The sequence below is a fragment of the Streptomyces sp. NBC_01460 genome, assembly GCF_036227405.1.
In the GTDB taxonomy this organism is placed as follows: Bacteria; Actinomycetota; Actinomycetes; order Streptomycetales; family Streptomycetaceae; genus Streptomyces.
In genome coordinates this window covers 4,591,537-4,615,719 of record NZ_CP109473.1, presented here as the reverse complement: position 1 = coordinate 4,615,719, position 24,183 = coordinate 4,591,537, and the positions used below count along the sequence as shown (strand labels likewise).

General features: G+C 72.6%; 30 protein-coding genes. 15 read left to right on the top strand and 15 right to left on the bottom strand.

Translation table 11 applies throughout. From position 1 onward, the window contains the following. Positions 1-166: 166 nt before the first annotated feature. Positions 167-1,516, top strand: coding sequence for a PP2C family protein-serine/threonine phosphatase (locus OG488_RS20670; protein ID WP_329231272.1), 1,350 nt, complete (start codon positions 167-169; stop codon positions 1,514-1,516). On the opposite strand, the gene OG488_RS20665 is transcribed toward OG488_RS20670, so the two are convergent. The 3 genes from OG488_RS20665 to OG488_RS20655 all read right to left on the bottom strand — a co-directional run bounded on the left by OG488_RS20665 (position 1,498) and on the right by OG488_RS20655 (position 3,154). Beyond that, positions 1,498-1,833 carry a DUF2516 family protein gene (locus OG488_RS20665; RefSeq protein ID WP_329231271.1) on the bottom strand — a complete coding sequence of 112 codons (336 nt, stop codon included), beginning with the start codon at positions 1,831-1,833 and terminating at the stop codon, positions 1,498-1,500. The two genes, OG488_RS20670 and OG488_RS20665, sit on opposite strands and share 19 nt — an antisense overlap. A 117-nt stretch (positions 1,834-1,950) precedes the next feature. Next, entirely contained in the window at positions 1,951-2,616 is a 666-nt protein-coding gene (locus OG488_RS20660) for a hypothetical protein (RefSeq protein WP_329231269.1), read from the bottom strand. A 28-nt stretch (positions 2,617-2,644) separates the two neighbouring features. After that, positions 2,645-3,154: a helix-turn-helix domain-containing protein gene (locus OG488_RS20655; RefSeq protein WP_329231267.1), complete on the bottom strand. Its 510-nt coding sequence runs from the start codon at positions 3,152-3,154 to the stop codon at positions 2,645-2,647. Positions 3,155-3,343: 189 nt separating this feature from the next. Between OG488_RS20655 and OG488_RS20650 the strand changes: the two genes are divergently transcribed. Further along, the gene (locus OG488_RS20650; RefSeq protein ID WP_329231265.1) at positions 3,344-4,069 is read left to right on the top strand and encodes an SMI1/KNR4 family protein; all 726 of its coding nucleotides are present in this window, start codon (positions 3,344-3,346) and stop codon (positions 4,067-4,069) included. 186 nt (positions 4,070-4,255) lie between these two features. Here OG488_RS20650 and OG488_RS20645 read toward each other — a convergent pair whose 3' ends face one another. Next, entirely contained in the window at positions 4,256-5,272 is a 1,017-nt protein-coding gene (locus OG488_RS20645; RefSeq protein WP_329231263.1) for an NADP-dependent oxidoreductase, read from the bottom strand. 70 nt (positions 5,273-5,342) lie between these two features. Here OG488_RS20645 and OG488_RS20640 point away from each other — a divergent pair, with 70 nt between their 5' ends. The 10 genes from OG488_RS20640 (at position 5,343) to OG488_RS20595 (ending at position 12,268) form a co-directional block, all read left to right on the top strand. After that, positions 5,343-6,404: a GlxA family transcriptional regulator gene (locus tag OG488_RS20640; RefSeq protein WP_443074235.1), complete on the top strand. Its 1,062-nt coding sequence runs from the start codon at positions 5,343-5,345 to the stop codon at positions 6,402-6,404. A 61-nt stretch (positions 6,405-6,465) separates the two neighbouring features. Further along, complete coding sequence (locus OG488_RS20635; RefSeq protein ID WP_329231261.1) at positions 6,466-7,074, top strand: SMI1/KNR4 family protein; 609 nt, start codon at positions 6,466-6,468, stop codon at positions 7,072-7,074. Between the two features lie 127 nt (positions 7,075-7,201). Further along, entirely contained in the window at positions 7,202-7,795 is a 594-nt protein-coding gene (locus OG488_RS20630) for a DinB family protein (RefSeq protein WP_329231259.1), read from the top strand. Beyond that, positions 7,788-8,144: a hypothetical protein gene (locus OG488_RS20625; RefSeq protein ID WP_329231257.1), complete on the top strand. Its 357-nt coding sequence runs from the start codon at positions 7,788-7,790 to the stop codon at positions 8,142-8,144. Before OG488_RS20630 ends, OG488_RS20625 begins: the two co-directional genes overlap by 8 nt. A 94-nt stretch (positions 8,145-8,238) precedes the next feature. Next, positions 8,239-8,565, top strand: a complete 327-nt coding sequence (locus OG488_RS20620) for a hypothetical protein (protein ID WP_329231255.1) — start codon at positions 8,239-8,241, stop codon at positions 8,563-8,565. A 41-nt stretch (positions 8,566-8,606) separates the two neighbouring features. Beyond that, the gene (locus OG488_RS20615; RefSeq protein ID WP_329231254.1) at positions 8,607-8,942 is read left to right on the top strand and encodes a deoxyxylulose-5-phosphate synthase; all 336 of its coding nucleotides are present in this window, start codon (positions 8,607-8,609) and stop codon (positions 8,940-8,942) included. Between the two features lie 50 nt (positions 8,943-8,992). Continuing rightward, positions 8,993-9,481: a MarR family winged helix-turn-helix transcriptional regulator gene (locus tag OG488_RS20610; protein ID WP_329231252.1), complete on the top strand. Its 489-nt coding sequence runs from the start codon at positions 8,993-8,995 to the stop codon at positions 9,479-9,481. Positions 9,482-9,582: 101 nt separating this feature from the next. Beyond that, complete coding sequence (locus tag OG488_RS20605; RefSeq protein WP_443074234.1) at positions 9,583-11,058, top strand: MFS transporter; 1,476 nt, start codon at positions 9,583-9,585, stop codon at positions 11,056-11,058. Positions 11,059-11,077: 19 nt separating this feature from the next. Next, positions 11,078-11,563 carry a pyridoxamine 5'-phosphate oxidase family protein gene (locus tag OG488_RS20600; RefSeq protein ID WP_329231250.1) on the top strand — a complete coding sequence of 162 codons (486 nt, stop codon included), beginning with the start codon at positions 11,078-11,080 and terminating at the stop codon, positions 11,561-11,563. Positions 11,564-11,644: 81 nt separating this feature from the next. Beyond that, on the top strand, positions 11,645-12,268 hold the full coding sequence (locus tag OG488_RS20595; protein ID WP_329238854.1) for an HAD family hydrolase: 624 nt from the start codon (positions 11,645-11,647) through the stop codon (positions 12,266-12,268). A gap of 58 nt (positions 12,269-12,326) precedes the next feature. Here OG488_RS20595 and OG488_RS20590 read toward each other — a convergent pair whose 3' ends face one another. Both OG488_RS20590 and OG488_RS20585 read right to left on the bottom strand, forming a co-directional pair. Then, complete coding sequence (locus tag OG488_RS20590; protein ID WP_329231248.1) at positions 12,327-12,968, bottom strand: TetR/AcrR family transcriptional regulator; 642 nt, start codon at positions 12,966-12,968, stop codon at positions 12,327-12,329. Beyond that, positions 12,965-13,762, bottom strand: coding sequence for a TetR/AcrR family transcriptional regulator (locus tag OG488_RS20585; protein ID WP_403913086.1), 798 nt, complete (start codon positions 13,760-13,762; stop codon positions 12,965-12,967). The genes OG488_RS20590 and OG488_RS20585 overlap by 4 nt, the downstream gene beginning before the upstream one ends. A 73-nt stretch (positions 13,763-13,835) precedes the next feature. On the opposite strand from OG488_RS20585, the gene OG488_RS20580 reads away from it, so the two are divergent. Both OG488_RS20580 and OG488_RS20575 read left to right on the top strand, forming a co-directional pair. Next, positions 13,836-14,795: an ATP-binding cassette domain-containing protein gene (locus OG488_RS20580; protein WP_329231246.1), complete on the top strand. Its 960-nt coding sequence runs from the start codon at positions 13,836-13,838 to the stop codon at positions 14,793-14,795. After that, a complete protein-coding gene (locus OG488_RS20575) occupies positions 14,788-15,561 on the top strand; it encodes an ABC transporter permease (protein WP_329231245.1) in 774 nt (257 codons plus the stop codon). The genes OG488_RS20580 and OG488_RS20575 overlap by 8 nt, the downstream gene beginning before the upstream one ends. A gap of 65 nt (positions 15,562-15,626) precedes the next feature. Here OG488_RS20575 and OG488_RS20570 read toward each other — a convergent pair whose 3' ends face one another. From OG488_RS20570 to OG488_RS20560, 3 genes are all read right to left on the bottom strand, one after another. Then, a complete protein-coding gene (locus tag OG488_RS20570; protein ID WP_329231243.1) occupies positions 15,627-16,883 on the bottom strand; it encodes a GNAT family N-acetyltransferase in 1,257 nt (418 codons plus the stop codon). Between the two features lie 75 nt (positions 16,884-16,958). Beyond that, entirely contained in the window at positions 16,959-17,930 is a 972-nt protein-coding gene (locus tag OG488_RS20565) for an asparaginase (protein ID WP_329231241.1), read from the bottom strand. A gap of 52 nt (positions 17,931-17,982) precedes the next feature. Continuing rightward, complete coding sequence (locus OG488_RS20560) at positions 17,983-18,648, bottom strand: RsiG family protein (protein WP_329231240.1); 666 nt, start codon at positions 18,646-18,648, stop codon at positions 17,983-17,985. Positions 18,649-18,763: 115 nt separating this feature from the next. On the opposite strand from OG488_RS20560, the gene dtd reads away from it, so the two are divergent. Then, a complete protein-coding gene (gene dtd / locus OG488_RS20555; protein WP_329231238.1) occupies positions 18,764-19,213 on the top strand; it encodes a D-aminoacyl-tRNA deacylase in 450 nt (149 codons plus the stop codon). 40 nt (positions 19,214-19,253) lie between these two features. On the opposite strand, the gene ygfZ is transcribed toward dtd, so the two are convergent. The 6 genes from ygfZ to OG488_RS20525 all read right to left on the bottom strand — a co-directional run bounded on the left by ygfZ (position 19,254) and on the right by OG488_RS20525 (position 24,141). After that, positions 19,254-20,219 (bottom strand): CAF17-like 4Fe-4S cluster assembly/insertion protein YgfZ, encoded by a 966-nt coding sequence (gene ygfZ / locus OG488_RS20550; protein ID WP_329231236.1) that lies wholly within the window; start codon positions 20,217-20,219, stop codon positions 19,254-19,256. A 30-nt stretch (positions 20,220-20,249) separates the two neighbouring features. Next, a complete protein-coding gene (locus OG488_RS20545; protein ID WP_329231235.1) occupies positions 20,250-20,708 on the bottom strand; it encodes a Fur family transcriptional regulator in 459 nt (152 codons plus the stop codon). A 44-nt stretch (positions 20,709-20,752) separates the two neighbouring features. After that, on the bottom strand, positions 20,753-21,325 hold the full coding sequence (locus tag OG488_RS20540) for an FABP family protein (protein ID WP_329231232.1): 573 nt from the start codon (positions 21,323-21,325) through the stop codon (positions 20,753-20,755). Between the two features lie 259 nt (positions 21,326-21,584). Beyond that, entirely contained in the window at positions 21,585-22,478 is an 894-nt protein-coding gene (locus OG488_RS20535) for a hypothetical protein (RefSeq protein WP_329231231.1), read from the bottom strand. Next, positions 22,475-23,308: a hypothetical protein gene (locus OG488_RS20530; RefSeq protein WP_443074233.1), complete on the bottom strand. Its 834-nt coding sequence runs from the start codon at positions 23,306-23,308 to the stop codon at positions 22,475-22,477. The genes OG488_RS20535 and OG488_RS20530 overlap by 4 nt, the downstream gene beginning before the upstream one ends. Next, complete coding sequence (locus OG488_RS20525) at positions 23,305-24,141, bottom strand: hypothetical protein (protein ID WP_443074232.1); 837 nt, start codon at positions 24,139-24,141, stop codon at positions 23,305-23,307. Before OG488_RS20525 ends, OG488_RS20530 begins: the two co-directional genes overlap by 4 nt. Positions 24,142-24,183: the final 42 nt, after the last annotated feature.

Below are 24,183 nucleotides of genomic sequence, written 5' to 3'. Positions count from 1 at the left end.
TCGCGCCGGATCCGTGGTGGGACGCGGCTTATGGCCGCGCATATGACACAGGATGATCGCCGGGCGCCATTCCGTTCCCCTGCTGCGGACCGCTATCGTCCCCGTCGGCGGTTCGTCGTTCGTCGATCCGCCGCGCCCTCGGGGGGAGGGAAGGAAACCCGAACCGATGCCCGTACCCGTACCGCAGCAACGTGCCGTTCCCGCTGCGGAGACCACTCATGGCGCCGACCTCACACTCCTGGTGATCGAGGACGACCCTGCGGGCACCTTCGCCGTCCCCGAGCTGTCGTCCACCGCCGGGGCACGGGTCCGCGTCCGCACCGCCCGCAACCTCACCGAGGCGGGCCGGCTGCTCACCGACGACGTCGACTGCATCCTGCTCGACCTCGACCTGGCGGCGGCGCCCGTGCCCGGCGGCGCGCGCTCCGACGTCCGTGACGAGGAGACGGGCGGCCCGGACGAGCTCGCCGCGCTCAAGCACGTCCTGCGCATCGCGCCGCGCCACGCCGTGCTCGCCCTCACCGCCGAGGGTGACGCCGAGCGGGCTGCCGAGGCGGTACGGGTCGGCGCCCAGGACTACCTCTTCCGCGACGAGCTCGACGGCCGGCTCCTCAGCCGCGCCATCCGGTACGCGGTGGAGCGCAAGCGCGCGGACACCGCCCAGCACCAGTTGACCGAGTCCCGGCTGCGCGCCCAGGAGAACGCCCGGCTGGAGCGCGGGCTGCTGCCCACCCCGCTCCTCGACGGCTCCGACCTCGCCTTCGCCGCCCACTACCGCCCGGGCCGCAGCCGCGCCCTGCTCGGCGGGGACTTCTACGACACGGTCCGCACGCCCGACGGCACGGTCCACGCGATGATCGGCGACGTCTGCGGGCACGGCCCGGACGAGGCGGCGCTCGGCGTCGAGCTGCGCATCGCCTGGCGGGCGCTCACGCTTGCCGGGCTCTGCGGCGACGCCCTGCTCTCCACGCTGCAGCAGGTCCTGGAGCACGAGCGGCAGAGCGAGGAGATCTTCGCGACGCTCTGCACCGTCGACATCGCCCCCGACGGCCGCCGCGCGGGCCTGTGCATCGCGGGCCACCCCGCGCCGCTGATCGCCCGCCAGGGCAGGGCGGCGCACCTGCTCCCGTACGAGGACGGCGGCCCGGCCCTCGGCCTGCTGCCGCACGCCCGGTGGCCGCGCCGCCAGGTCGAGCTGGGCGGCTCCTGGAGCCTGATGATGTACACCGACGGGCTGATCGAGGGCCGCGTCGGACAGGAGGGGACCCAGCGGCTCGGCCAGGACGGCATGGTCGCGATGGTCAACGGACGCCTGGACCAGGGGCTCGGCGGCGAGGCGCTGCTGGAGGCCGCGGTCACCCAGGTGCAGGAACTGAACGGCGGCGAGCTCACCGACGACGTGGCGGTCCTGCTGCTGGAGCGCGACGAGGCCCGGATACGGCGAAGGGGCGGAAGCGCGCCGCGCTCCCGCCCCGGTGCGGCCTCCGCCGTGGGCGCTCAGCGCCCGCCGTTGTAGGGGCCGTACGGTCCGTCGCTGCTGGAGCCTCCGCGCCGGCCGCCGCCGCCCGACACCGCCTTGAGCGCGGGCTTCACGTCCACCATGAAGACGATGGAGGCGATCACACCCGCGATCTGCAGGAACAGGATCGGGATGACGAGGTTCACGAAGACGGTGACCCCGAGGATGATCAGCCAGAAGGACTTCTTCTGCTTGTCCGCGGCCCGGTAGGCGTCCTCGCGCGCCGTCACGGCGAAGATCAGCGCGACCACGGCCAGGACGAGCATGGCCAGGTACAGCAGCTGGAGGAACGAGCCGAATGCTTCGAGCAACACGGTGAGCACCGCCTAGTCAGTGGATGAGCGCCTCGCGGCCAAGGTACCGGGACAACGACCCGGGCACCCCCAAAGGTGCCCGGGTCACCGTCCCGGCAATCCCGGAACCGCCTCCGCCTACTTCGCGGAGGGCGGGGTCGTCTTCTTCGCGGCGGGCTTGCGCACCGGCGCCGGCTTCTTCGCCGCGGTGGTGGGCGCCGCCTTGGACTCGGCCGGCTTCGGCGCCGGCTTCTTCGCGGCGGGGGCGACGGGCTTCGCCGAGGTCACCGGCTTGACGGGAGCCACCGGCTTCGCCGCGGCCTCGGACTTCTGCTTCGGCACGGACTTCGGGTCCGCCTCGACGACGGCGGCGATCTCGACGATCTCCTCGGCCGTCTCGCCGCGCCAGGTCCGTACGGACTGCTCACCGCGCTCGGCGACCTTCTCGTACGTCTCCCGGGCGCGGACCGCGTACTCGGCGGCCACGCCGACGCTCCGCAGCGCCAGGTCCTGGGCGGTCTCGCCCCACTTCTTCAGGTCGGTGTCCAGCGCCCCGAAGACCTCGGTCACCTTCGCCTGCACGGTGGCCTGGGCCTCCTTGGCCTGCGTGGTGACCCGCTCCTGCACGGCCTTCGGGTCGGTGTTGCGCACGGCGTCGAAGCGGTCGGGCGCCTCGGCCCGGAGCTGCTCGATCAGAGCCGGGACCTTGCGCGCCTGCTCCACGGCGAGGTCGGCCGTGCCGGCGGCGAAGTAGAGGGGGGTCGGGTCGGTGAGGGTCTTACGCAGGTCATCGGTGATGGCCATGACTGTGGTCCTCCCGGATCATCAGAAGTCAGTTCGCTGGTGGGTCTTCATCACTGCCGCCGGCCGTGCGGGGGCCGCGGGCATCCGGACCGGCACCGTTGGCGTCATCGGCACCGCTTTCCGCGTCGGCATCGATTCTGCTCTCCGCACCGGCGGCACCGTGGAACCCGGCGCCGGTGTCGGGCGCGACATCGAAACCGTTCTCCCGGCGGAAGGAGTCGTAGATCTGCAGCAGAACGTTCTTCTGCCGCTCGTTGATCGACGGATCGGCCAATATGACCGCCCGCGTCTCCAGCTCCTCCCGCTCCCGCTCATCGAGGATCCCGGCCCGCACGTACAGCGTCTCGGCCGAGATCCGCAGGGCCTTGGCGACCTGCTGCAGCACCTCGGCGCTCGGCTTGCGCAGACCGCGCTCGATCTGGCTGAGATACGGATTGGACACCCCGGCGGCGTCGGCGAGCTGCCTCAGGGAGAGCTGCGCCGTACGGCGCTGCTCACGCAGGTACTCGCCGAGATTGCCGACGTTGAGTGATGCCATGCCTCGATACTGCCCAGCGTTGCTAACTTTTGCAAGCGCCTGCTTGCAAAAGTGTTCCACGTCATCCGGAGGAGCGCCCGCGACACCGCCCTCCGATGTCCGTTCTCCTCGGATGCGGCGAGTCCCGGTGGTCCGGCAGACGACCTGGCGGAGCCCCGGCGGGACCGGCCGGCCTGTACGGTCCACCGCATGGCTGACGCGTTCGATGTGGCTCGAGCTCTGCGCGGTGGGATACCCGACAGGGCACGGGCCTGGGCCTTCGTCCGGGACTTCGCCGCAGCGTGGACGGAGCCGCTCGCCGGCGGCGCGGGCACCCGGGCGGAGGAGCTGGAGCAGGCCGAGGAGACGCTGGGGCTCACGCTGCCGACCGCGTTGCGCGAGGCGTACGCGCTCCTCGGTACGCGTCACGACCTCACCGGCAACCAGGACCCGCTGCTGCGCCCTTCCGAGTTGTTCGTGCACGACGAGTTCGGTGGAGTGCTCGTCTTCCGCAGCGAGAACCAGGGGTGCGCTTTCTGGGGAGTGCGGCTGCGGGACCTCGGTCAGGACGATCCGCCGGTGTTCGTCCAGTCACAGGACGGCTGGGTCCGCCACCTGGAACGGGTCTCCCTGGCCTGCGTCGAGCTCGTACTCAGCGAGACGCTGCACGGCGGCGAAGGACGGCTGTACAACGCCTGCGAACTTCCCGCCGACCTGATGCGCGAGCTGCCGAGCCGGTTCGCGCCGGTGGAGTTCCCCGAATACCCGATGTGGACGGGGAAGGACGAGTCACCCGTGTGCTGGTTCTCCGCGCCGGGGAAGCTCCTGCGGCTCGACGGACTGGGTGACCACAGCTGGCTGCACGCCCGGGGACGCACGCCGGCCGACCTGGAGTCGCTCTGCGCCACTCTTCCCGGGCACTGGGTCCGTGGGTAGTCGGAGCCTTTGAACCAGATGTCCACCGTCAACGACGACCGCTTCGCCATGGCCGCCGACCGGGTCCGCGTCCGGCCCGGGGCGGGCCGGGGCCGTCGGGCGTCCGGTCCGGGCCCGCGGAGGGGCGGGCGGCGGCCAGGTACGCCGCCGCCCGCCCCTCCGCGGCGACACCCGTGAACAACGGGATCACCGCACGGTGAGGACCAGCTTGCCCGTGGTGCGGCCCGTCTCGCCCAGGGCGTGGGCCCGGGCGCCTTCGGCGAGGGGGAAGGTGCCGGAGACGTGGGCGCGGAGCCTGCCGCGCTCGACGAGATCGGCGATCGCGAGCATCCCGGACCGGTCGTGCTCGACGAGCAGGGTGACCGCGCGGGCCTGCGCCTTCTCCGCTGCGGCCTGCGTGTCCTCGGCGCCCGGCAGCAGGGAGACGACGACGCCACCGGGGCGGAGCACGCCCGCTGAACGGGTGGCGGTCTCTCCGCCGAGGGTGTCGAGGACGACGTCGTAGCGCGTGCCGGTGTCGGTGAAGTCCTCGGAGCGGTAGTCGACGCAGGCGTCCGCGCCGAGCTCGCGCAGGAAGTCGTGCTTGGGGGCGCTCGCCGTCCCCGTGACATGCGCGCCGAGCTCCTTGGCGATCTGTACGGCGAGGTGGCCGACGCCGCCGGCCGCGGCGTGGATCAGCACCCGCTGCCCGGCCCGGAGGTCCGCGGTGTCGACCAGGGCCTGCCAGGCGGTGAGCGCGGCCAGCGGCAGCGCGGCCGCCTCGGTGTGGCCGATCCCGGCGGGCTTGGCGGCGAAGGCGCGGGTGGGGCCGGTCACGTACTCGGCGTGGGAGCCGGCCCCGTACGGGTAGGGCAGCATCCCGAACACCTCGTCACCGGGCCGGAACAGGGTGACGCCGTAACCGGCCTCCACCACGGTGCCGGAGACGTCCCAGCCGAGGGTGAGCGGCGGGGGCGGGAGGAAGAGGCTCATGGCGCGGTGCTTGAAGTCCGTGGGGTTGAGTCCGGCCGCGTGCACGGCGACGAGGATCTCGCCCGGGCCGGGCGCCGGCCGCGGAAGCTCGGTCAGCCGGAGGACCTCCGGGCCGCCGAGGGCCGTCTGGTGCAGGGCGAGCATCGAAGGGGTGCCGTCCGGGCCGGTGCGGTCCGTGGTGGCCGCCGGGTCCGGGGAGCCGAGGTGTTCCGGGGTGTTCGTCGTGGTCATGTCTCGATCCTGGCCGCACGGTCCACTCCGGGGCGATGGCAAGAAGGTCATCCTCCGATACATTTATGCCATGCCTTCCGCACCCACCGGCCGCCCCGCCCCCGCCGGCCCCTCCCTGGTCGGCGACCGCGCCGCACGCGCGGCCGAGCTGGAACGCCAGATGCGCCCGGACCCGCGGCCCGGCGCCCACAAGGTCGTCGTCCTCGCCCTGGACGGCGTCTACCCCTTCGAACTCGGCATCCCGCACCGCGTCCTGGGTTCCGCCGACGGCCGCTACGAGGTGCTGTCGGCGAGCGTGGACGGGCGGCCCGTGCGTACGGACTCCGACCTGACCGTCACCCCCGCGCACGGTCCCGACGTGCTGGCCGAGGCGGACACCGTGGTCGTCCCGCCGTACGCGATCACCCGGGCCTCGGCCGCCACCCCCGACCCGGGGGCCCTCGCCGCCCTCTCCCTGATCCGCCCCGGGACCCGCCTGGTGTCCATCTGCACCGGCGCCTTCCTGCTGGCCGCCGCCGGTCTCCTGGACGGCCGGCGGGCCACCACCCACTGGGCGCTCACCGAGCACTTCCAGGAGCTGTTCCCCCAGGTGGAGCTCGACGCCGGGGTGCTCTTCGTCGACCAGGGTGACGTGCTGACCTCCGCGGGGGCAGCGAGCGGTGTCGACGTCTGCCTGCACCTGGTGCGCCAGGACCACGGCAGCGAGGTGGCCAACCAGGTCGCCCGGCGCTGCGTCGTGCCGCCGTACCGGGACGGCGGGCAGGCGCAGTACATCGAGCGGCCGCTGCCGCCGGCGAGCGGGACAGGCACCGGCCCGACCCGCGACTGGGCGCTGCACCGGCTGGCACAGCCCCTGTCGCTGGACGAGTTGTCCGCGCACGCGGCGATGAGCACCCGCACCTTCGCCCGGCGCTTCCGGGAGGAGACCGGCCTGAGCCCCGGCCGCTGGCTGACCCAGCAGCGGCTGCGGCGGGCACGGCACCTGCTGGAGTCCAGCGACCTGCCGGTGGACCGGGTGGCCCACGAGGTCGGCTTCGCCACCGCCACCTCGCTGCGACGGCACCTCGCGGCGGAGTCCGGGGTCGCCCCGGCGGCGTACCGGCGCACCTTCCGCGCCTCGGGTCCGGCCTGAACCACTCCCCCGGCAGGACCCCGCCCGGGGCCGGCCGGGGCCTCTTGGGAGACTTCCGGCCATGACCTCGAACGATGGCGACGTGCGTACGTCCTGGGACCGCATCGACGCCTGGTGCGGGAGCCACCTCCGCGGGACGCCGGTGAGGGCCGTGTCGGACCCGGGCCTGCTCCGCGCGGTCGAGACGGAACTCGGGGAGGCGATCCCCGCCGACGTGCGCGCGTGGTGGGCCCTGGAGCGGGTCGGCGCCGACTTCTGGCTCCCGGGACCGTTCGCACCGATGGATCTGGCGGAGGCGCTGGAGACGAGGGAGATCTGGCTGGAGGTAGCGGAGCAGGAGGACGCCGCCTTCGACGCGAACGGCACACCGGAGCCCCGCTTCCTGCCCTCGTTCCTGCCGATCGCGGCCGGCCCCGGCGGTGACGGCCTCGTCGTCGACCTGAGGCCCGGCGGCTCCCGCGGCGCGGTGTACCTGTGGGACCACGAGACGTGGGTGCTCGGGGTGCCGCTGTGGAGTTCGGTGGCCGCCATGCTCCAGGACATCGCCACGGCCCTCGAATCCGGTACGCCCGCCCTGCTCCGGCACACGGCCCTCGGCGGCACCGAGAAGGCGTGCGTCGCACGCGTGGACGACGCCGGCGAACTGACCTGGGAAGCGGCGGCCCGCTGACGGTCCTCGGTGCTCCCGTACGGAGGTTGTCCGTCGGCGCACTCGGCGACAGGGGTTGTCCGTCGGCGCACTCGGCCGGGCGAGAAATCGGTTGGGCGGATGCCGAGCGAACGAGAGACTCGGCGCCATGACCTCGCCGAACGCCAAGGCCGACCTCCTCTTCTACCTGCAGTCCGCCCGGGACGCCCTGCTCTGGAAGCTCGACGGGCTCTCCGAGTACGACGCCCGGCGGCCCCTCACACCGACGGGCACCAACCTCCTGGGCATGGTCAAGCACGTCGCCACCGTCGAGTTCGGCTACCTCGGCGACACCTTCGCCCGGCCGTCCGGCGCGCCGCTGCCCTGGGTCGGGGAGGGCGCCGAGCCCAACGCGGACATGTGGGCCACCGCCGACGAGTCGCGCGAGCAGATCGTGGGGCTCTACCACCGGGCCTGGGCCCACGCGGACGCGACGATCGACGCGCTGGCCCTGGACACCGTCGGCACGGTGCCGTGGTGGCCGAGCGGCAAGGACCGGGTGACCCTGCATCACGCCGTCGTGCGTGTGGTCGCCGACACGCAGCGGCACGCCGGGCACGCCGACATCCTCCGCGAACTCCTCGACGGCGCCGTGGGGATGGAGAAGGGCAACAGCAGCATCCCGCCCGGGGACGCGGCCTGGTGGGAGAAGCACCGGAGCCGCCTGGAGAGCACGGCCCGCGAGGCCGGCCGGGATGCCTGACGCCGACGGCCGGGACGACCACCCCGTCCTCGACCACAGGTCCCTGGATGCCGGGAACAACGTGTACGCCACGCTGCGCGGCCCTCTCCGCACCGCCGCCGCGGCCGAGCGGTTCGAGCGGGCGGGGTGGACGTGCCGGTCGTCCTCCTGGCACGGGTACGAGGTGGAGACCGGCTGGTGCCAGGTCGAGCTCGATCCGATCGAGCAGGGGGCCACGCTGCTGAACGGCGTCATCGTCCCGGAAGCGCTCGACGCCCTCGCCTCGCTGCTCACGGAGTTCGGGCTGGGCTTCACCCTGGAGCTGTACGACGAGGAGGGCGGCCTGCTGCGGGAGCTACGGTCCCGGTGAGTCGCGACGAGCGCACCGTGGTGCCGTGCGCGGGGACAGGAAGAGCGCCGTCGGCCCCTCCACAGGGCGCCTCCGGTCCCGTAGCGTCGGTCCGATGACCGACCTCCTGCCCCTTCTCGCTCTCGCGGGCGCACTCGCCGTCGTCATGGGCTTCTTCCGGTGGCTGGCGTCCCGCGTGCGGCGGCGCGGGACCGCCGGTGCCGCGATCGGCGCAGCCCTGGCGGCGTACGACGAGGCGTTCCGGGTGACCGCGCACGAGGCCCACCACGAGATGCGGGCGCAGGCCGAGCGCACGGCTCCGCTGCTGTCGCCGGACCGTCCGTGGGAGACGGGCCGCGGCGTCCGGCCGTCAGGGGAGGGCCCGCGGCGGCGGGGGCGCTTCGGGCGTCCGTGGCGCGGGCGTCGGGCCGGGGCCGCGTAAAACCGGTCGAACAACGGGGGCGGGCTTTCTACTCTGGCCGCATGTCCCACGCCAACACGTCGTACGTCTGCCTGCCCTGCCGCGCCTCGTACAAGCAGCCCCGCGGCATGGGGTGGGAGGACCGCGTCTGCCCCCGGTGCGCCGGGGTGCTGATCCACGCCGGGTCCGCCTTCGCCGCCCCTCGGCGTCGGGACGCCTCCGCGTGGCGCGCCCTCTCCGTACTGCTGAACGCAGGCGTCCGCTTCCACAAGAGCTGCTGCGGCGGGCCGGGTTACCGCCCGCGCACACTGCGGGAGGTGAAGGAGCGGATGGTGTACGCCGAGCGCACCGGCGAACCGCTCGCGAAGGCGCTGGTCAGGCGCGAGCTGCCGCGATAACGTCCCCTTGCGGATGATCTGCCACAGTACGAATTGTTACAGTGGCGGACATGACCGCCCTGAGCCCCGCGCGCACCGAACCCGACCTGTCCTTCCTCCTCGACCACACCAGCCATGTCCTGCGGACCCGGATGGCGGCGGCACTCGCCGAGATCGGGCTGACCGCACGCATGCACTGCGTGCTGGTCCACGCCCTGGAGGAGGAGCGCACCCAGATCCAGCTGGCGGAGATCGGCGACATGGACAAGACCACGATGGTCGTGACCGTGGACGCCCTGGAGAAGGCGGGACTCGCCGAGCGACAGCCCTCCAGCCACGACCGGCGGGCGCGGATCATCGCCGTCACCGAGGAGGGCGCCCGGATCGCCGTGCGGAGCCAGGAGATCGTCGACCGGGTGCACCAGGAGGCCCTGGGGGCCCTGCCCGCCGGCGACCGCGAGGTGCTGGTGCGCGCCCTGAACCAGCTGGCCACGGACCATCTGGCCACACCCGCCGAGAATCCCCGGCCGGTCAGGAGGGCCCGCCAGGGGCAGCGGTAGCCCGCAGAGGCAACCGCCGAAGACCGGACCGTTAAATATAGTCTGCAACAAACCCATCTGCTACGGTCCTTCTTGTCGACCCTTCCGACAGGAGAAGACCGATGGCCCTCCATGCCCCGCGCGACACTTCCGCCACATCCCGACCCACGAACGCGCCCTCCGGCCCCGGGGGGACCGCCCGCCACCGCGGACTCGCCCTCGGGGTGATCGCCGCCGGGATGCTGACGGTCACCCTCGACGGCTCGATCGTGACGGTCGCGATGCCCACCGTCCAGCGCGACCTCGGCTTCACCCCGGCGGGCCTCAGCTGGGTCGTCAACGCCTATCTGATCGCCTTCGGCAGCCTGCTCCTGCTCGCCGGCCGGCTCGGCGACCTGATCGGCCGCACCCGCGTGTTCCTCGCCGGCACCGCCGTCTTCACCGTCGCCTCCCTGCTGGCCGGTGCGGCCACGACGCCTGCGCTGCTCATCGCCGCCCGCTTCCTCCAAGGGGTCGGCAGCGCGATGGCCTCGGCCGTCGGCCTCGGCATTCTGATCACCCTGTTCAGCGAGGCCCGCGAACGGGCCCGCGCCATCGCCGTGTTCTCCTTCACCGGGGCGGCGGGCGCGTCCCTCGGGCAGGTGCTCGGCGGGATCCTCACCGACGCGCTCGGCTGGCACTGGATCTTCTTCATCAATCTCCCGATCGGCGTGGCGATCCTCCTGATCGCCCGCCGGGTCCTGCCCGCAGACCGTGGCGAGGGGCTCACCTCCGGCGCGGACGTCCTCGGTGCGGCGCTCGTCACGGCGGGTCTGATGCTGGCGATCTACACCGTGGTCGAGGTCGAGGCGCACGGCTGGATCTCCGCGCACACGCTGGGGCTCGGCACGGTGGCCCTCGCCCTGCTCGTGGCCTTCACCGTCCGTCAGGCGACCGCGCGGACACCGCTCATGCCTCTGCGCGTCCTGCGCTCCCGCAGCGTCGCCGGAGCCAACCTGGTCCAGGTCCTCATGGTCGCCGCCCTGTTCTCGTTCCAGATCATCGTCGCGCTGCACCTGCAGAACGTCCTCGGATACGGCGCCGCGGAGACCGGTCTCGCCATGCTCCCGGCCGCCGTCGTCATCGGAGGCGTCTCCCTGGGCGTCTCGGCCCGGCTGAACGCCCGGTTCGGTGAACGGACCGTGCTCCTGACCGGGATCGTCCTGCTGATCGCCGCCCTCGGATTTCTCAGCCGGGTCCCCGCGGACGCCCGGTACCTCACCGACGTCCTCCCCGCGATGCTCCTCGCGGCAGGCTTCGGACTGGCGCTCCCCGCTCTGACGGCCCTGGGGATGTCCGGTGCGGGCAGGAACGACGCCGGGCTGGCGTCCGGCGTCTTCAACACCACTCAGCAGATCGGCATGGCCCTCGGCGTCGCGGTACTGACCACTCTGGCGGCGGCCCGGACCGACAGCATGCTCGCGGAGGGCAGCCGCCGGGCCGAGGCACTGACCGGCGGCCACCAACTCGCGTTCACCGTAGGGACGGGCCTGCTCGCCGCCGCCTTCGTGGTGGCGTTCCTCGTCCTGCGCCCCACCCCCTCCGCCCCCCGCTCCTGAATCCCGAGAGGCAAGCCACATGGACACCACCGAAGAGACGAAGGGCGGGCCCGCGCCCCGCACCCTCACCGACCAGGCACTCGTGCGGATCCTCCGGGACCAGCAGTTCGGAGTGCTCGCGGCCGTCCGCTCCACCGGCCACCCCCATCTGTCGACCGTCCTGTACCGCCTGGACGCCGAGGAACGCGTCCTTCGCGTCTCCTCCACCGCGGCCCGTCTGAAGACCCGCATCCTGCGGGCGAATCCGCACGCCTCCCTGCACGTCGGCGGCGGTGACGTCTGGTCCTTCGCCGTGGCGGAGGGCACCGCGGAGGTCTCGGAGCCGACCTCCGTGGCCGGCGACGTGGTCGGCCGTGAACTCCTCTCCCTGACACCGGGTTTCGACGACCCAACCGAGGAGCGGGCCTTTCTGGAGCAGGCCGTGGCGGAGCACCGCGTGGTGATCCGGATCCGGGTGTCGAGGCTCTACGGAGCGGCCCTGGACGTGACGGCGGCCGGCGCATGACGGCGGCCGCGCGTGACATCGGCCGCGCGCACGACGGCGGCCGCGCGTGACATCGGCCGCGCGCATGACGGCGGCCGGCGCATGAGGCACGACGGGCCCTACGACGCCGTGCTCTGCGACCTGGACAACGTCGTCCGCTTCTACGACGTGACGCACCTGTCCGCGCTGGAGCGCGCGGCCGGCCTGCCCGAGGGCACCACGGAGGACGTCGCCTACGCCCCCGAGGTGGACCTCCCGCTCCTCCTGGGCCGGATCACCCTGGAGGAGTGGGTCGAGGCCGTCGCGCTCGGTCTCGCCCCCAGGGTCGGCACGGCGAAGGGGCGCGAGCTGGGCAGGGCCCTCGCGGAGGCCCCCTTCCGGGCGGACGCCACGGTCGTGGCGATGCTGCGGCGGGTCCGGGCCCGCGTACCGCTGGTCCTGATCACCAACGCCACACCGCGCCTGGACGAGGACCTCGCCGCCCTGGGCCTCACGGACCTGGCCGACCACGTGGTCAGCAGCGCGGTCGAAGGGATCGCCAAGCCGGACCCCGCCCTCTACCGGATCGCCGCCGGGCGAGCCGGGGTACCGATGGACAGGTGCCTCTTCGTGGATGACAGCCGGGAGAACGTGGCCGCGGCGGTCGCGCTCGGCATGTCGGGCGTGCATTTCCGCGAACCGGCGGATCTGCCCGGTCCGTTCGGCCTCGGACCGGAAGGGGCGTGAACGGGGAGAGCCGGGGCCGGCACCGGGCGCGGCCTGCCCGGCGCCCCCCGCTCGCTCATCAAGGGGCTTCAGCGGAATCCGCGGTGGCCAGGCCGTCCTTCAGCTGGGCGAAAGCCAGGCCGGCCGCCGCCACGGCGTCCGCGTGCACCCGGTCGGCGCTCTCCCCCGCGTCCATCCGCCGCCAGTTCTCCTCGGCGAGGATCCGCAGTACGGCGATGATCTGACCGGCGGCGAGCCGCGCCGTCACCGGGGTGCCGGGATCCAGGGCGCGGGCGAGCGCCGCCTCGGAGCGCCCCTGGTAGGCGTACAGGCGGGCGACGAGCGACGGCGTCCCGTAGAGCAGCCGGTGGAAGGCCAGGACCTGCGGGTTGTCGCACAGACCGGTCACCGGGTCGCGGCGGTCCAGGCCGTCCAGGAAGTGGTGGCGCAGCGCCTCCAGCGGGGAGAGGCCGTCCGGCCGGCCGGAGACGACGCGGGCGGACTCGTCCTCGTGGTCGGCGAACCGGTGCAGGACCAGGTCCTCCTTGGACGGGAAGTACCGGAACAGCGTCGGTTTGGAGATGTCGGCCGCCGCCGCCACCTCGGCCACGGAGACCTTGTCGAAGCCCCGTTCCAGGAACATCGAGATCGCGGCCTCGGAGACCGCCTGGTAGGTCAGCTGCTTCTTGCGCTCACGCAGGCCGGTCGTCCCGTCGCTCATGACGGTGATCCCTTCTGGATGAGCGCCTCGACCCCGTCGAGGATCCGTTCGAGACCGAACACGAACTCGTAGTCGGGCTCGTCCGGTTCGCTCATGATCCCCGTGTCCAGCAGCGCCGCCAGCTCCGGATGCCGTGCCGGGTCGACGAGCCTGCGCACCGTCCGCTCCCACCGCGCCATGAACTCCTCGGCGGAGACGCCCTTCTCCTCGACGGCGGCGGCGATGTCACTCATCAGCGTCGCCTCGTTCCGTACGTAACCCGAGACGAGGAGGATGACCGAGATCTTGTCGCCCGGGGACAGGCCGCTGCCCGACATCGCCTCGAGCCCCTGCTCCCACCACAGGACCATGCGGGGGCTGGCGGGCGGACCGCCGATCGGGATGCGCAGGGCCCACAGGTTCCGCTGGAACATCCGGCGCTGGGACCAGGCCCACCGGCTCAGCCCCTCCCTCCACCCCGCCTGCTCCTCCGCCTCGGACAGGGGCGGCGGAGTGCCCATGGCCGCCTCCTGCATGAGGACGTACAGCTCCTCCTTGGCCGAGACGTAGCGGTAGAGCGACATCGTGGAGGCGCCCAGCTCCTTGGCGACCCGCCCCATCGAGACGGCCGAGAGCCCTTCCGCCGCGGCCACCGACACGGCCGCCCCGACGATGCGGTCCAGTGTCAGGCCGGGTTTCGGGCCCTTGACCGGACGGTCGCGCAGACCCCACGCGGCCTCGATGCTGGCCGGCAGCCCCGTGCCGCCCGACGCACTGCTGTTCTCCGTCACCCGTAGCCGCCCTTCCCCGCTCATGGCTTGCCACCATCCTAGATTTGCGTAATGCTTACACAGTAACGCGTATGACATACGCAGAAGGGGGATCGTCATGAGTACGGGCACGAACGACGTCATGATCGAGGCGCACGGCCTGACCAAGTCCTACGGAAGGGGCACGCGGGTCCTGGACGGGGTCGGCCTCCGTGTGGCCCGCGCCGGGATCCACGCACTGCTCGGGCCCAACGGCGCGGGCAAGACCACGACCGTGCGGATCCTCGCCACCCTCACCACCGCCGACTCCGGCACCGCGCGCGTCGCCGGGTACGACGTCGTCGCCGACCGGCGCCGGGTGCGCCGTGTCATCAGCCTGACCGGGCAGTTCGCCGCCGTCGACGAGACGCTGACCGGCGAGGAGAACCTGCGGATGATGGCCCGGCTCTCCGGCCTGCCCCGCGCCCGCGCCCGGTCCCGCGCCGGGGAGCTCCTCGAACGCTTCGGCCTCACCGACGCGGCCCGCCGCCAGGCGCACACGTACTCCGGGGGGATGCGGCGCCGCCTCGACCTGGCGGCCGGCCTCGTCGGCTCGCCCGAGCCCGGCGTCCTCTTCCTCGACGAACCCACCACCGGCCTCGACCCCCGCAGCCGCCGCGAGCTCTGGCAGGTGGTCCGCGACCTCGCCGGCCGGGGCGCCGCCGTGCTGCTCACCACCCAGTACCTGGAGGAGGCGGACCAGCTCGCCGACGGCGTCAGCGTCCTCACCGAGGGGCGTGTCGTCGCCGAAGGCACCCCGGAGGCCCTGAAGTCACGCGTGTCGGGACACCGCCTGGACCTCGTCCTCGGCAGCCGCGAGGCCTACCTCCGGCTCGCCACCCGCGCCGTCCACCACTCCCCCGAGACCCTCACCCTGGGCGTCCCCACGGACGGCACGGCCGCCCACGTCCGCTCCCTGCTCGACGAGATCGACCCGCACCGCACCGACGTCGACCGCTTCTCGCTGCACCGCGCGACCCTCGACGACGTGTTCCTCGCCCTCACCGCCGAGAAGAAGGAGGCACCGGCCCATGTCTGACACGCCCGGAGCGCTGACCCACGCCACGGTCATGACCGGCCGCAGCCTGCTCATCAGCCGCCGCAACATCGACGCCGTCATCACCTCGATGATGCTGCCGATCATGCTGATGCTGATCTTCGTCTACTTCTTCGGGGGCGCGATCGACACCGGCACCGCCTACGACTCGTACGTCATGTACGTCGTCCCCGGCGTCCTGTTCCTCTGCGCCGGCTTCGGCTCGGCCACCACCGCCGTCGCGGTGAGCGAGGACATGAAGGGCGGCATCATCGACCGCTTCCGCTCCCTGGACATCGGCGCGCTGCCCATCCTGACCGGCCACGTCGCGGCCAGCACGGTCCGCAACCTGGTCTCCACCACGCTGGTGTTCGCCGTCGCCCTGCTCATCGGCTTCCGCCCCGCGGCCACCCCCGCCGGCTGGCTCGCCGTCGCCGCCGTGCTGCTCGCCTACATCGTGGCCCTGTCCTGGATCTCGGCGGCGATCGGCCTGCTCGCCCGCACACCCGAGGCGGCCGGCGGATTCACCTTCTTCATGTCGTTCCTGCCCTACCCGAGCAGCGCGTTCGTCCCGGTCGACAGCATGCCGGGCTGGCTCCACGGCTTCGCCGACCACCAGCCGGTCACCCCGGCCATCGAGTCGCTGCGCGGCCTCCTGCTGGACCAGCCGGTGGGCAACGCCCCCTGGATCGCGCTCGCCTGGGCGGCCGGGCTCCTGCTGCTGGCGGTGGGCCTGTCGGGGACGCTCTTCAGGAGGCGGACGCGGTGACGTGGGAGTCCGCACCGCACCCGCCGTCCGGCGGTGCGGGCTCCGGCGCACCCCTCCGACGCCCGTCAGAACACATCCGGGCACCACGCCCGCCGTGGCGCCCGGAACAGCGTGTCGGCCGAGGCCGCCGCGCCCGCCCGGTGCTCGTCGAGCCGGCCCAGCGCGGCCAGCCGCACCGGGGACTCGTCGCCCAGCAGGAGCGCGCCCAGCTCCGCCACGTCCAGCGTCAGGTCGGCGTCCCGGGTCGTGGGGGTGCAGGACGCGCCGGACGGTGAGGCGTCCAGCAGGAACCGGCCGCCCGCCAGGCCCGCTCCGTCCCGGACGTCCAGGACCAGGGCCGACTCCGTCGCGTACGTACGCGCCTCCAGGGCGCGGGGGACGTCCAGGACGCGCAGCCACAGCCAGTCCGCCTGGGTCACGACCCGGGCGGCCCGGGGGTCCGGGAGGAGGAGGGGGAGCAGGTCGTCGGGGGCGCGGTAGCCCGTACGGACCGTGGTGATCCAGTCGATGGAGCAGACGAACTGCCAGAGCGCGCGCTCCGCCGCCGGGGTCGCGGCGATGAGGCCGCTCACCGTCGCCGTGTTGAGCGGCTGCTTACGGTCGCCCCAGTGCGCGTCCGCCCGGTAGACGACCAGGCCGTCCGTCCCGCCGTCGGCCGACCGGTACACCGCGTAGAACGGCTCCTGCCAGGTCTCGAACGCCGGGACGTCCACGCCGGTGTTCCGCTGCCACCAGCGCGCGTCCCGGGAGACCACGCCGTGCTGCCGGTCGGCGAGGCGGCCGTGGAGTTCGGGGCCCAGCTTGCGGACGTCCGCGCCGTCCACCAGCTCGATCCGGCCGCCGTCCGCGTCGGAGGGGACCCGGCCACGCGGGTCCAGGCCCGCGCGGGGGACGTCGATCTCCCACTCGGTGGTCCAGGCGGCCGGCCCGAATCCGTACCGCCCGTAGATCGGGTACTCGGCGGCGATCAGCGACGCGACCACGTCACCGCGTTCCTTCGCCGCCGCCAGGTCCTTCGCCATCATCCGGCTGAGCAGCCCGCGCCGCCGGTGCGTGGGGGTCACCGTCACGGCCGTGATCGCGTCGGCCGGGACCTTCGCACCGCCGACCACGGTGAGCTCCTGGGCGAACGAGCGGTAGGTGGCCACGCAGCGCCCTGCGTCGAACACGCCCTGGACGCGGTCGAGATCGGTGTGGGCCAGGCGCACCGCGATCTCCTCCTCCGGCACCGGTGCCGCCGACGCCCGGAGGAATCCGGTGCCGACGGCGTGCAGCCAGTCGGGGAACTCGGCTGCGGAGACGGGGCGTGGATCACAGTTCATGCGGCCCACGCTAAGCCGGGGGCGTCCGGGATGTCGCACGTATTTCGGGCCGCGCCCGGTGCCGGCCCCCGCCGCTCAGAACGCCGCCCGGATCTCCCCCACCTCCACCGCGCCGCCCAGCAGCGGCGAGCGCCCGATGCGGGACACCACCGGGGCGTCGACGCCCAGCAGTTCGAGGGAGCGCGCCAGCACCGGGCCCAGAGCGCGGACGGAGCCGTCGTCGATCTTGAAGGCCAGGGCCCTGCCGTCCGGGAGCGCCAGCGCCTGGACCGCCTCGGCGCCCATCTTGGAGAGCGTGCCCGGCACCTCCCGCATCAGCCAGGTGTCCGGCCGCCGGGTGCCCGCGACGTACTCCGGGTGCGCCCGCATCGCGTCCGCGACCCGGCGCTCCGCCGTGCCGGGCTCCGCCAGCACGAACGCGCGGAACGCGCGGGCCAGGCCCACCAGGCCGATCGCCATCAGCGGGGCCCCGCAACCGTCCGTGCCGAGGGCGGCGACGGGTTCGCCCGCCGCCTCCGCGACGACCTCGCCGACCAGCCGCTGGAGCGGGTGGCCGGGGTCGAGATAGGTGGCGGTGTCCCAGCCGTTGCGCACACAGACGGCCAGCATCGCCGCGTGCTTGCCGGAGCAGTTCATGGTGAGCGGTTCCCGCACACCCCCCGCGGCGAGGTACGCCTCCGCCTCGACCGGGTCCAGCGGCAGATCGGGCGGGGTCCGCAGATCGTCCGGGGTCAGCCCGTGCTCGGCGAGCATCGTGCGGACCAGTTCGAGGTGGAAGCCCTCACCGGAGTGGCTCGCGGCGGCCAGCGCCAGCCGCTCCCCCGAGAGGTCGAGACCGGCCCGCAGGATCGCGGCGGCCTGCATCGGCTTGTTGGAGGAGCGCGGGAAGACCGGCGCCGCCGGGTCGCCGAGCGCGAGCTCCACGCTCCCGTCGGCTGCCAGGACGACCAGCGACCCCCGGTGGTGGCCCTCGGTGAAACCGGACCGTACGACCTCGGCCAGGACCGGCAGCACGGGGGACGCGGAGGTGGATATGGAGGACGTCATACGGCGGGTGGCCTTCCGGGGGCGGGCGTGACCCGCTCCCGGAAGGGTCGCTTCAGGCGAGCAGGTCCTCTACTTGTGCTTCCCCGTCACGGTACCTGCGGGCGATCTCCGCGCTGCAATCGTCCACGGTGCGCTGGAGTCGGTGACGGCGCCGGGAGACCTGCCGCTCGTAGCGGACGAGCCGGCCCATGGCGGTCAGGAGCTCTTCGTCCGTCCGGGCGTCGAGGTCGGAGAGCTCGACCTCGGCGAGCGTGTCCGCCGCCAGCTGCCGGTACTCGTCGCTGCGCGGCGTGGTGAGGGTGACGTGCCGCGCCGAGGAGCGATGGACGGACGGGGTGTCGGCGAGGATCTCCGACAGCCGGTCCACCACGGGCGACTCGGGATCCACCCGGCGGGCGAGCTCGGCCCGCAGGATGTCGATCCGGCCCTGGACCAGACGGCGTACGTAACTGAGGTCCGCCTCGTCGCGCTGGGCGTCACGGCGGAGGGTGCGCAGATCCGGAAGCCGCAGCCGGCCGAATTCGGGCTGCGGGCGCACGGAGGCCAGTCCGTCGATCGCACCGCTCCCGGTCTGCCCGGGCACGGACACCGCTCCGGGCAGGTGCACGGGTGGCGGGGTGGGCACAGCGACGGTCCGCTGCACGGGCGGCCGCAGGCCGGCTGCGGTACGTGTCACTGGTACGGCCCCGGGTGATGGCCCGGTTCCCTGTGTCGTCATGATGTTCCGTCCCCTCGACCGGTGCGTCGGCACACCGACATCGTGCATCGTGCCACTACGGAGGGTGTTCACGCAGGTGCTCTGTACCCGTTCAGCCCAAGATAGGTTGGTCTGTATGCGTGCAGTGATACAGAGGGTGGACGGCGCGAGCGTCGCCGTGGCGGGCTCCGCGGACGATCCGTCGGGCAGCAAAACGGTCGGCGAGATCGTCGGCGAAGGACTGTGTGTGCTGGTGGGGGTCACTCACGGCGACACGGCGGAGAAGGCGGCCCAGCTCGCCCGCAAGCTGTGGACGGTGCGGATCCTGGAGGGCGAGAAGTCCTGCTCGGACGTGAATGCACCGCTTTTGGTCATTTCTCAGTTCACCCTCTACGGGGACGCCAGGAAGGGCCGGAGGCCCACCTGGAACGCCGCCGCGCCGGGCGAGGTCGCCGAACCGCTGGTCGACGAGGTGGTCGCGCAGCTGCGCACGCTCGGAGCCCGGGTGGAGACGGGCCGGTTCGGAGCGGACATGCGGGTCACGCTCACGAACCACGGCCCGTTCACCGTACTGCTCGAGGTGTAGCAACGCGGCCGGCCCGGCTGGACGGCCGCGCGTAGGCGCTCTACGGCTCGACGACCGTCTCCTGGGCCGCCGCGGTGTCACCCGCGATCAGCTCCGCGTCCACCGCCACGTTCCGCTTGACCAGTGCCAGGGCGATCGGGCCCAGCTCGTGGTGGCGGGCCGAGGTGGTGATGAAGCCGAGCTGGCGGCCCTCCACGCCGTCGGCGGCGAGCCGCACGGGCGTCCCGTGGCCGGGCAGGTGGACCTCGCTGCCGTCGAGGTGCAGGAAGACCAGGCGGCGCGGCGGCTTCCCCAGGTTGTGGACACGGGCGACCGTCTCCTGGCCCCGGTAGCAGCCCTTCTGCAGGTGCACGGCGGTGCCGATCCAGCCCAGCTCGTGCGGGATGGTGCGGTGGTCGGTCTCGAATCCCAGGCGCGGGCGGTGCGCCTCGATACGCAGCGCCTCGTAGGCCAGGATGCCCGCGGCGGGGCCGTGCGCGGCCGCGTACGCCTCCAGGTCGGCCCGGGGCAGGAAGAGGTCACGGCCGTGCGGGGTCTCGCGCACGGCGACGCCGTCCGGGACCTCGGCGATGGAACCGGCGGGCAGGTGCACGACGGCGATGTCCTCGGTGCGGTCGGCGACCTCGACCCGGTAGAAGAACTTCATCGACTCCAGGTACGCGATCAGCTCGCCCTGGCTCTCCGGCTCGGCGTGCATCCACACCGTCGTGCCGTCGTCGACGAGGTAGAGGGCGTGCTCGATGTGCCCGTTGGCGGTGAGGATCAGCGCCTCCGTCGCCGTGTTCGGCGCGAGGTCGCTGACGTGCTGGGTGAGCAGCAGGTGCAGCCAGGCCAGCCGGTCGTCGCCGGTGACCGTGACGACCGCGCGGTGCGAGAGGTCGACGAGGCCACTGCCGTCGGCGAGTGCGCGTTGCTCACGGAACAGGTCGCCGTAGTGCGCGGCGACGCCTTCGTCGCGCCCCTCGGCGGGGACGGCGCCGGGCAGGGACAGCAGGGGGCTCTTCATGCGACAAGCGTACGACCCGGGCGGGCCGTTCTACCGCTCGTCGGCGGGTCCCTCCGGCTCGGCCGCCACGGTCTTGGCCGTGCAGTCGGCACAGCGCCCGAAGATCGCGAAGTGCTTCATGTCGGTCTCGAAGCCGAACGTGTCCCTCAGCTTCGCCGTGAACTCGGCGACCACGTCGACGTCTGCCTCGATGACGTTGGTGCAGTCCCGGCAGACGAGGTGGATGTGGTGGTGCCGGTCCGCCAGGTGGTACGTCGGGGCGCCGTGCCCGAGATGGGCGTGACTGACCAGCCCGAGCTCCTCGAGGAGCTCCAGGGTCCGGTAGACGGTGGAGATGTTCACACCCGACGCCGTCCGGCGCACCTCGCAGAGGATGTCGTCGGGTGTCGCGTGCTCCAGGGCGTCGACGGCCTCCAGGACGAGCTGTCGCTGAGGCGTCAGCCGATAGCCGCGCTGCCGAAGATCGGTCTTCCAGTCGGTGCTCACCACAGGCCCAGTGTAGGGCGGGGCGAGCACCGGACCGTCGGTCCGACCTACTTGAAGAACGCGATGCCGTCGTCCGGCAGGTCCCCGAGGCCCCGCGCCATCTCGGCGACCTGCTCCGGGGAGACGACCTTCTTCAGGTGCGCCGACATGTACGGCCGCAGCTCCACGTCGGGGGTGGCCTTCTCGCCGACCCACATCAGGTCGCTGTTCACGTAGCCGTAGAGCCGCTTGCCGCCGCTGTACGGGCCGGAGGCGGCGGTGCGCGCCACGGCGTCGGTCACGACGTCGATCTGCGGCTTCTGCTTCGCCAGCTCGCCGTACCAGATCTCGACGATGCCCTGGTCGCGGACCATGACGATCTCGACCTTGCGGTCCTTGTCGATGCGCCAGTAGCCGGACTCGGACTCCAGCGGCTTGACCTGGTTGCCCTCAGCGTCGAGCACCCAGGAGTGCGAGACGTACTCGAGGAAGTCGCGGCCGTCGTGGCTGAAGGTCACTTCCTGGCCGAAGTTGCACTTCTCGGCACCGGGGAAGTCGGAGACGCCCGCACCCGCCCAGTTGCCCAGGAGGAAGGCCAGCGGCACGAGGTCCGGGTGGAGGTCGGACGGAATCTCGATCATGAGCGGCTCAGACGATCTGTGAGGGTGTACGGGAGGTGTTCGGCGAGGGTCAGCGCTGGCCCTGGTACAGCTTCTTCACGGTCACGGCGGCGAAGGCGAGCACGCCGACGCAGACCAGGACCAGCAGGGCGGAGAAGAAAGCCTCAAGCACGGGAGCTCCTCGGAACGAACGACATGACGGCAGCAGGCGGCCGGGCCCCCAGCCTAATGGGTGGGGGCCCGGCGCGGCGGTCCGGGGCTTCACCCGGGCCCGGTCGGCTCAGCCGAGGAGCTGGTTCTGGAGGATCAGCGTCTGGTGGAACGGAACCGCCTCCGTGCCGGCCTCGCCCTTGCGGCTCTGGACGACCAGGGCGACGGTGTCCCCGGCCAGCACGTAGGCGTGGCGGACCTGCTCGGCGCCGTGGGGCTCGGGTTCGGAGTAGACGTGCGCCGTGGTGAATTCCGCCCCGCCGGTGGCGCTCCAGTCCTCGTCGGCGGCGGGCTCGGCCGTCCCGGCGAGGGGAAGCGGCAGGGAGCCGTTGTCGAAGAGGTCGTCCTGGAAGTCGGTGGAGTAGGCCACCGAGTTGAACTGGAGCAGGTAGACCCGGGACGAGGTGCCGTCCGGCATGGTCCAGCCACGGGCGGCGATGTGCCGCAGCGCGGAGTTCTTCAGACGCTGGGTGACGGTCGCCCGGTCGTCCTCCGCGTACTCGGCGGCGTAGCGGGCGATATCCACCCAGCCGCCGTCGAGCTTCTTGTCCACGGTGGCACCGGCCGGCGCGGGCAGCAGCAGACGCCGCAGATCCGCGTGGTGGACCTCCGCCGTGTTGAAGTCGGTGAAGGGCCGGGGCGCGTCGGCCGGAAGGGCCGGAAGGCTCAGCGCCGGGTAGTCCCAGCGCCCGTCGTCCCGGGTGGCGAGACCCGGCACGTCGGTGCGCTCCATCGCCGTGATGCCGACGGCCGTGCCCGTGCCGAGTCCGCCGAGCACCAGCACGGCGGCCGTCCACCGGAGGGCCGCCCGCAGGACGCGGCGCGGCGGGCGGGGTGGGGCGGGCGCGGGACCTTCCACGGGGATCCGCGGCGTTTCCTGCGGGACCGGGGGCGTGGTTGCCTCGGGAAGGGGGTCCGGTGCGGGAGCCGCCACGTCGGTTGGTCCGGCCGTCTGCTCGGTCATACGTACTCCCCCGGGGACGTGATGTGGTCCAGCTGGTCCTTCAGAAGCTCGGCGACGGCCGCCTTGTCGACGGGCTTGATGCCGGACGCCGAGTAGCTGATGCTCAGCTCACCGTCGTAGGCCACGCACACCATGTCCTCGATGCCGCTGTCGCTGTCCTTGGGCTCCAGGTAGCAGGCAGCGTTCCGCGTGTGGCCCTTGATCTTCGGCCCCTCGCGGAAGATCCCGAGGACGTCGAACAGCCCGGTCTGGAAGGTGTGGAAGTCCCGCACGGCCTTCCTGTCCTTCATCCGCACCATCTCGGCGTGCACCTCCAGGTCGTCCTCCTGGGTGATGTACGAACGGACGGCGAGGCCCTGCACGCGGAGCTTGTCGATCCGCTCGTCGTACGCGCGGCGCTCCTTGCCCGCAAGCCCGCGATTGGACTCCTTCATCGCTGCGACGGCCTGCTCGCCGTTCACCTCGTCGTCGTTGCCCTGCTCCCCGGTGTCCGGGCCGAGCCGGTAACCGTCGGGCACCGGCAGCATCAGCTTGCTCAGCGCGGTGTCGGCCCTGCCCCGGCTCGTGTCCCGCGCGGGATCCTTGCCGGGCTTGCGCTCGGACACCTTCCAGGCCGTGGTCTCCACGCTGCGGTCGGCGCCGTCGACCGTGATCTTCGTGTACGCCGCCGCGCCGCCGACCGCTCCGAGCACCAGCACGAAGGGAAGGGCCGTGAGCAGGATCCGCCGGGCCCGGCCGGATCGCGCAGGAGCCCCGGCGGCGTCCGGGGCGTCGAGCGGTTCGGGGAGCGGTGCCGCGCCGGAGGGCTCGGGCCGGTTCATGTCGTTCACACGCGCTCCAGCTGTTGCTCTGCCAGCGTCCGGATGTCCTTCTTGCTGATCGGCCGGCTGTCGTACAGATTGATCTCGATCATGATGTCGCCGCGGTTCATGAGTGCCCTGGCCTGGTACAAGGGCTCGTAGCCGGGCTCCCGGTCCACCTCGTACAGGTAGTAGCGACCCTCACCGCTCGCCTCGACCGGGTCGCCCTCGTTGCCCGCGCCCTTCTCCGGGTCCCCCATGTACGCCCGCTGGCCGTCGGCGAACTTGGCGGCGGACGTGCTCACCCCGGAGGAGAACTGGACGAGCCGGATCTCGGCCTCACGGTCCGCGCCCTTCACCCAGGAGGCACCGGCTATGCGGCGTATGCCGGACCCCAGGAAGTACTCGAACATGTAGTCCTCCTCCCTGTAGTCGCGTGCGAGGTCCCCCACGCTCATCCAGCCGTCGTCCAGCCAGTCGGCGTCCTTGTCCTCGCTCCAGCCCGCCGGGCGGTCGATGAGCAGCTTGCGCAGGTCGCCGTCCGTCTTGGCCTGCCGGTCCTGCGAGGCGGGCAGCGGGGCCGGGACCTTGTCCGCGGGGAGCGCCTTCGCCGGGTAGGCCAGCTCCGTCTGCGACAGCGCGGGCAGCTGCGACGGAGGCCGCTGCGCCTGGATGCCGTAGCCGACCGCCGTGCCGCCGGAGATGCCGAGCAGGGCCGCGGCGGCGATGAGCAGGGCCGTACGGCCACGCGGACGCGGGCGGACGGGCGCGGCGGGCGCTTCGGCGGGTGCGGCGGGCGGCTCGGCCGGTGCCGTGGACAGCGGCTCGGCCGGTACGGCAGGAATGGTGTCGTTCGGTTCCAAAAGGGTCCCCCCCAAGAGACCTGAGGCGCAGGTTCCATTACC

Excerpts from the sequence above, each read along its gene's own strand:
- OG488_RS20670 (WP_329231272.1), top strand. The coding sequence starts at position 167 with ATGCCCGTACCCGTACCGCAGCAACGTGCCGTTCCCGCTGCGGAGACC.
- OG488_RS20660 (WP_329231269.1), bottom strand. The coding sequence starts at position 2,616 with ATGGCCATCACCGATGACCTGCGTAAGACCCTCACCGACCCGACCCCC.
- OG488_RS20655 (WP_329231267.1), bottom strand. The coding sequence starts at position 3,154 with ATGGCATCACTCAACGTCGGCAATCTCGGCGAGTACCTGCGTGAGCAG.
- OG488_RS20650 (WP_329231265.1), top strand. The coding sequence starts at position 3,344 with ATGGCTGACGCGTTCGATGTGGCTCGAGCTCTGCGCGGTGGGATACCC.
- OG488_RS20645 (WP_329231263.1), bottom strand. The coding sequence starts at position 5,272 with ATGACCACGACGAACACCCCGGAACACCTCGGCTCCCCGGACCCGGCG.
- OG488_RS20640 (WP_443074235.1), top strand. The coding sequence starts at position 5,343 with ATGCCTTCCGCACCCACCGGCCGCCCCGCCCCCGCCGGCCCCTCCCTG.
- OG488_RS20635 (WP_329231261.1), top strand. The coding sequence starts at position 6,466 with ATGACCTCGAACGATGGCGACGTGCGTACGTCCTGGGACCGCATCGAC.
- OG488_RS20630 (WP_329231259.1), top strand. The coding sequence starts at position 7,202 with ATGACCTCGCCGAACGCCAAGGCCGACCTCCTCTTCTACCTGCAGTCC.
- OG488_RS20625 (WP_329231257.1), top strand. The coding sequence starts at position 7,788 with ATGCCTGACGCCGACGGCCGGGACGACCACCCCGTCCTCGACCACAGG.
- OG488_RS20620 (WP_329231255.1), top strand. The coding sequence starts at position 8,239 with ATGACCGACCTCCTGCCCCTTCTCGCTCTCGCGGGCGCACTCGCCGTC.
- OG488_RS20615 (WP_329231254.1), top strand. The coding sequence starts at position 8,607 with ATGTCCCACGCCAACACGTCGTACGTCTGCCTGCCCTGCCGCGCCTCG.
- OG488_RS20610 (WP_329231252.1), top strand. The coding sequence starts at position 8,993 with ATGACCGCCCTGAGCCCCGCGCGCACCGAACCCGACCTGTCCTTCCTC.
- OG488_RS20605 (WP_443074234.1), top strand. The coding sequence starts at position 9,583 with ATGGCCCTCCATGCCCCGCGCGACACTTCCGCCACATCCCGACCCACG.
- OG488_RS20600 (WP_329231250.1), top strand. The coding sequence starts at position 11,078 with ATGGACACCACCGAAGAGACGAAGGGCGGGCCCGCGCCCCGCACCCTC.
- OG488_RS20595 (WP_329238854.1), top strand. The coding sequence starts at position 11,645 with ATGAGGCACGACGGGCCCTACGACGCCGTGCTCTGCGACCTGGACAAC.
- OG488_RS20590 (WP_329231248.1), bottom strand. The coding sequence starts at position 12,968 with ATGAGCGACGGGACGACCGGCCTGCGTGAGCGCAAGAAGCAGCTGACC.
- OG488_RS20585 (WP_403913086.1), bottom strand. The coding sequence starts at position 13,762 with ATGAGCGGGGAAGGGCGGCTACGGGTGACGGAGAACAGCAGTGCGTCG.
- OG488_RS20580 (WP_329231246.1), top strand. The coding sequence starts at position 13,836 with ATGAGTACGGGCACGAACGACGTCATGATCGAGGCGCACGGCCTGACC.
- OG488_RS20575 (WP_329231245.1), top strand. The coding sequence starts at position 14,788 with ATGTCTGACACGCCCGGAGCGCTGACCCACGCCACGGTCATGACCGGC.
- OG488_RS20570 (WP_329231243.1), bottom strand. The coding sequence starts at position 16,883 with ATGAACTGTGATCCACGCCCCGTCTCCGCAGCCGAGTTCCCCGACTGG.
- OG488_RS20565 (WP_329231241.1), bottom strand. The coding sequence starts at position 17,930 with ATGACGTCCTCCATATCCACCTCCGCGTCCCCCGTGCTGCCGGTCCTG.
- OG488_RS20560 (WP_329231240.1), bottom strand. The coding sequence starts at position 18,648 with ATGACGACACAGGGAACCGGGCCATCACCCGGGGCCGTACCAGTGACA.
- dtd (WP_329231238.1), top strand. The coding sequence starts at position 18,764 with ATGCGTGCAGTGATACAGAGGGTGGACGGCGCGAGCGTCGCCGTGGCG.
- ygfZ (WP_329231236.1), bottom strand. The coding sequence starts at position 20,219 with ATGAAGAGCCCCCTGCTGTCCCTGCCCGGCGCCGTCCCCGCCGAGGGG.
- OG488_RS20540 (WP_329231232.1), bottom strand. The coding sequence starts at position 21,325 with ATGATCGAGATTCCGTCCGACCTCCACCCGGACCTCGTGCCGCTGGCC.
- OG488_RS20535 (WP_329231231.1), bottom strand. The coding sequence starts at position 22,478 with ATGACCGAGCAGACGGCCGGACCAACCGACGTGGCGGCTCCCGCACCG.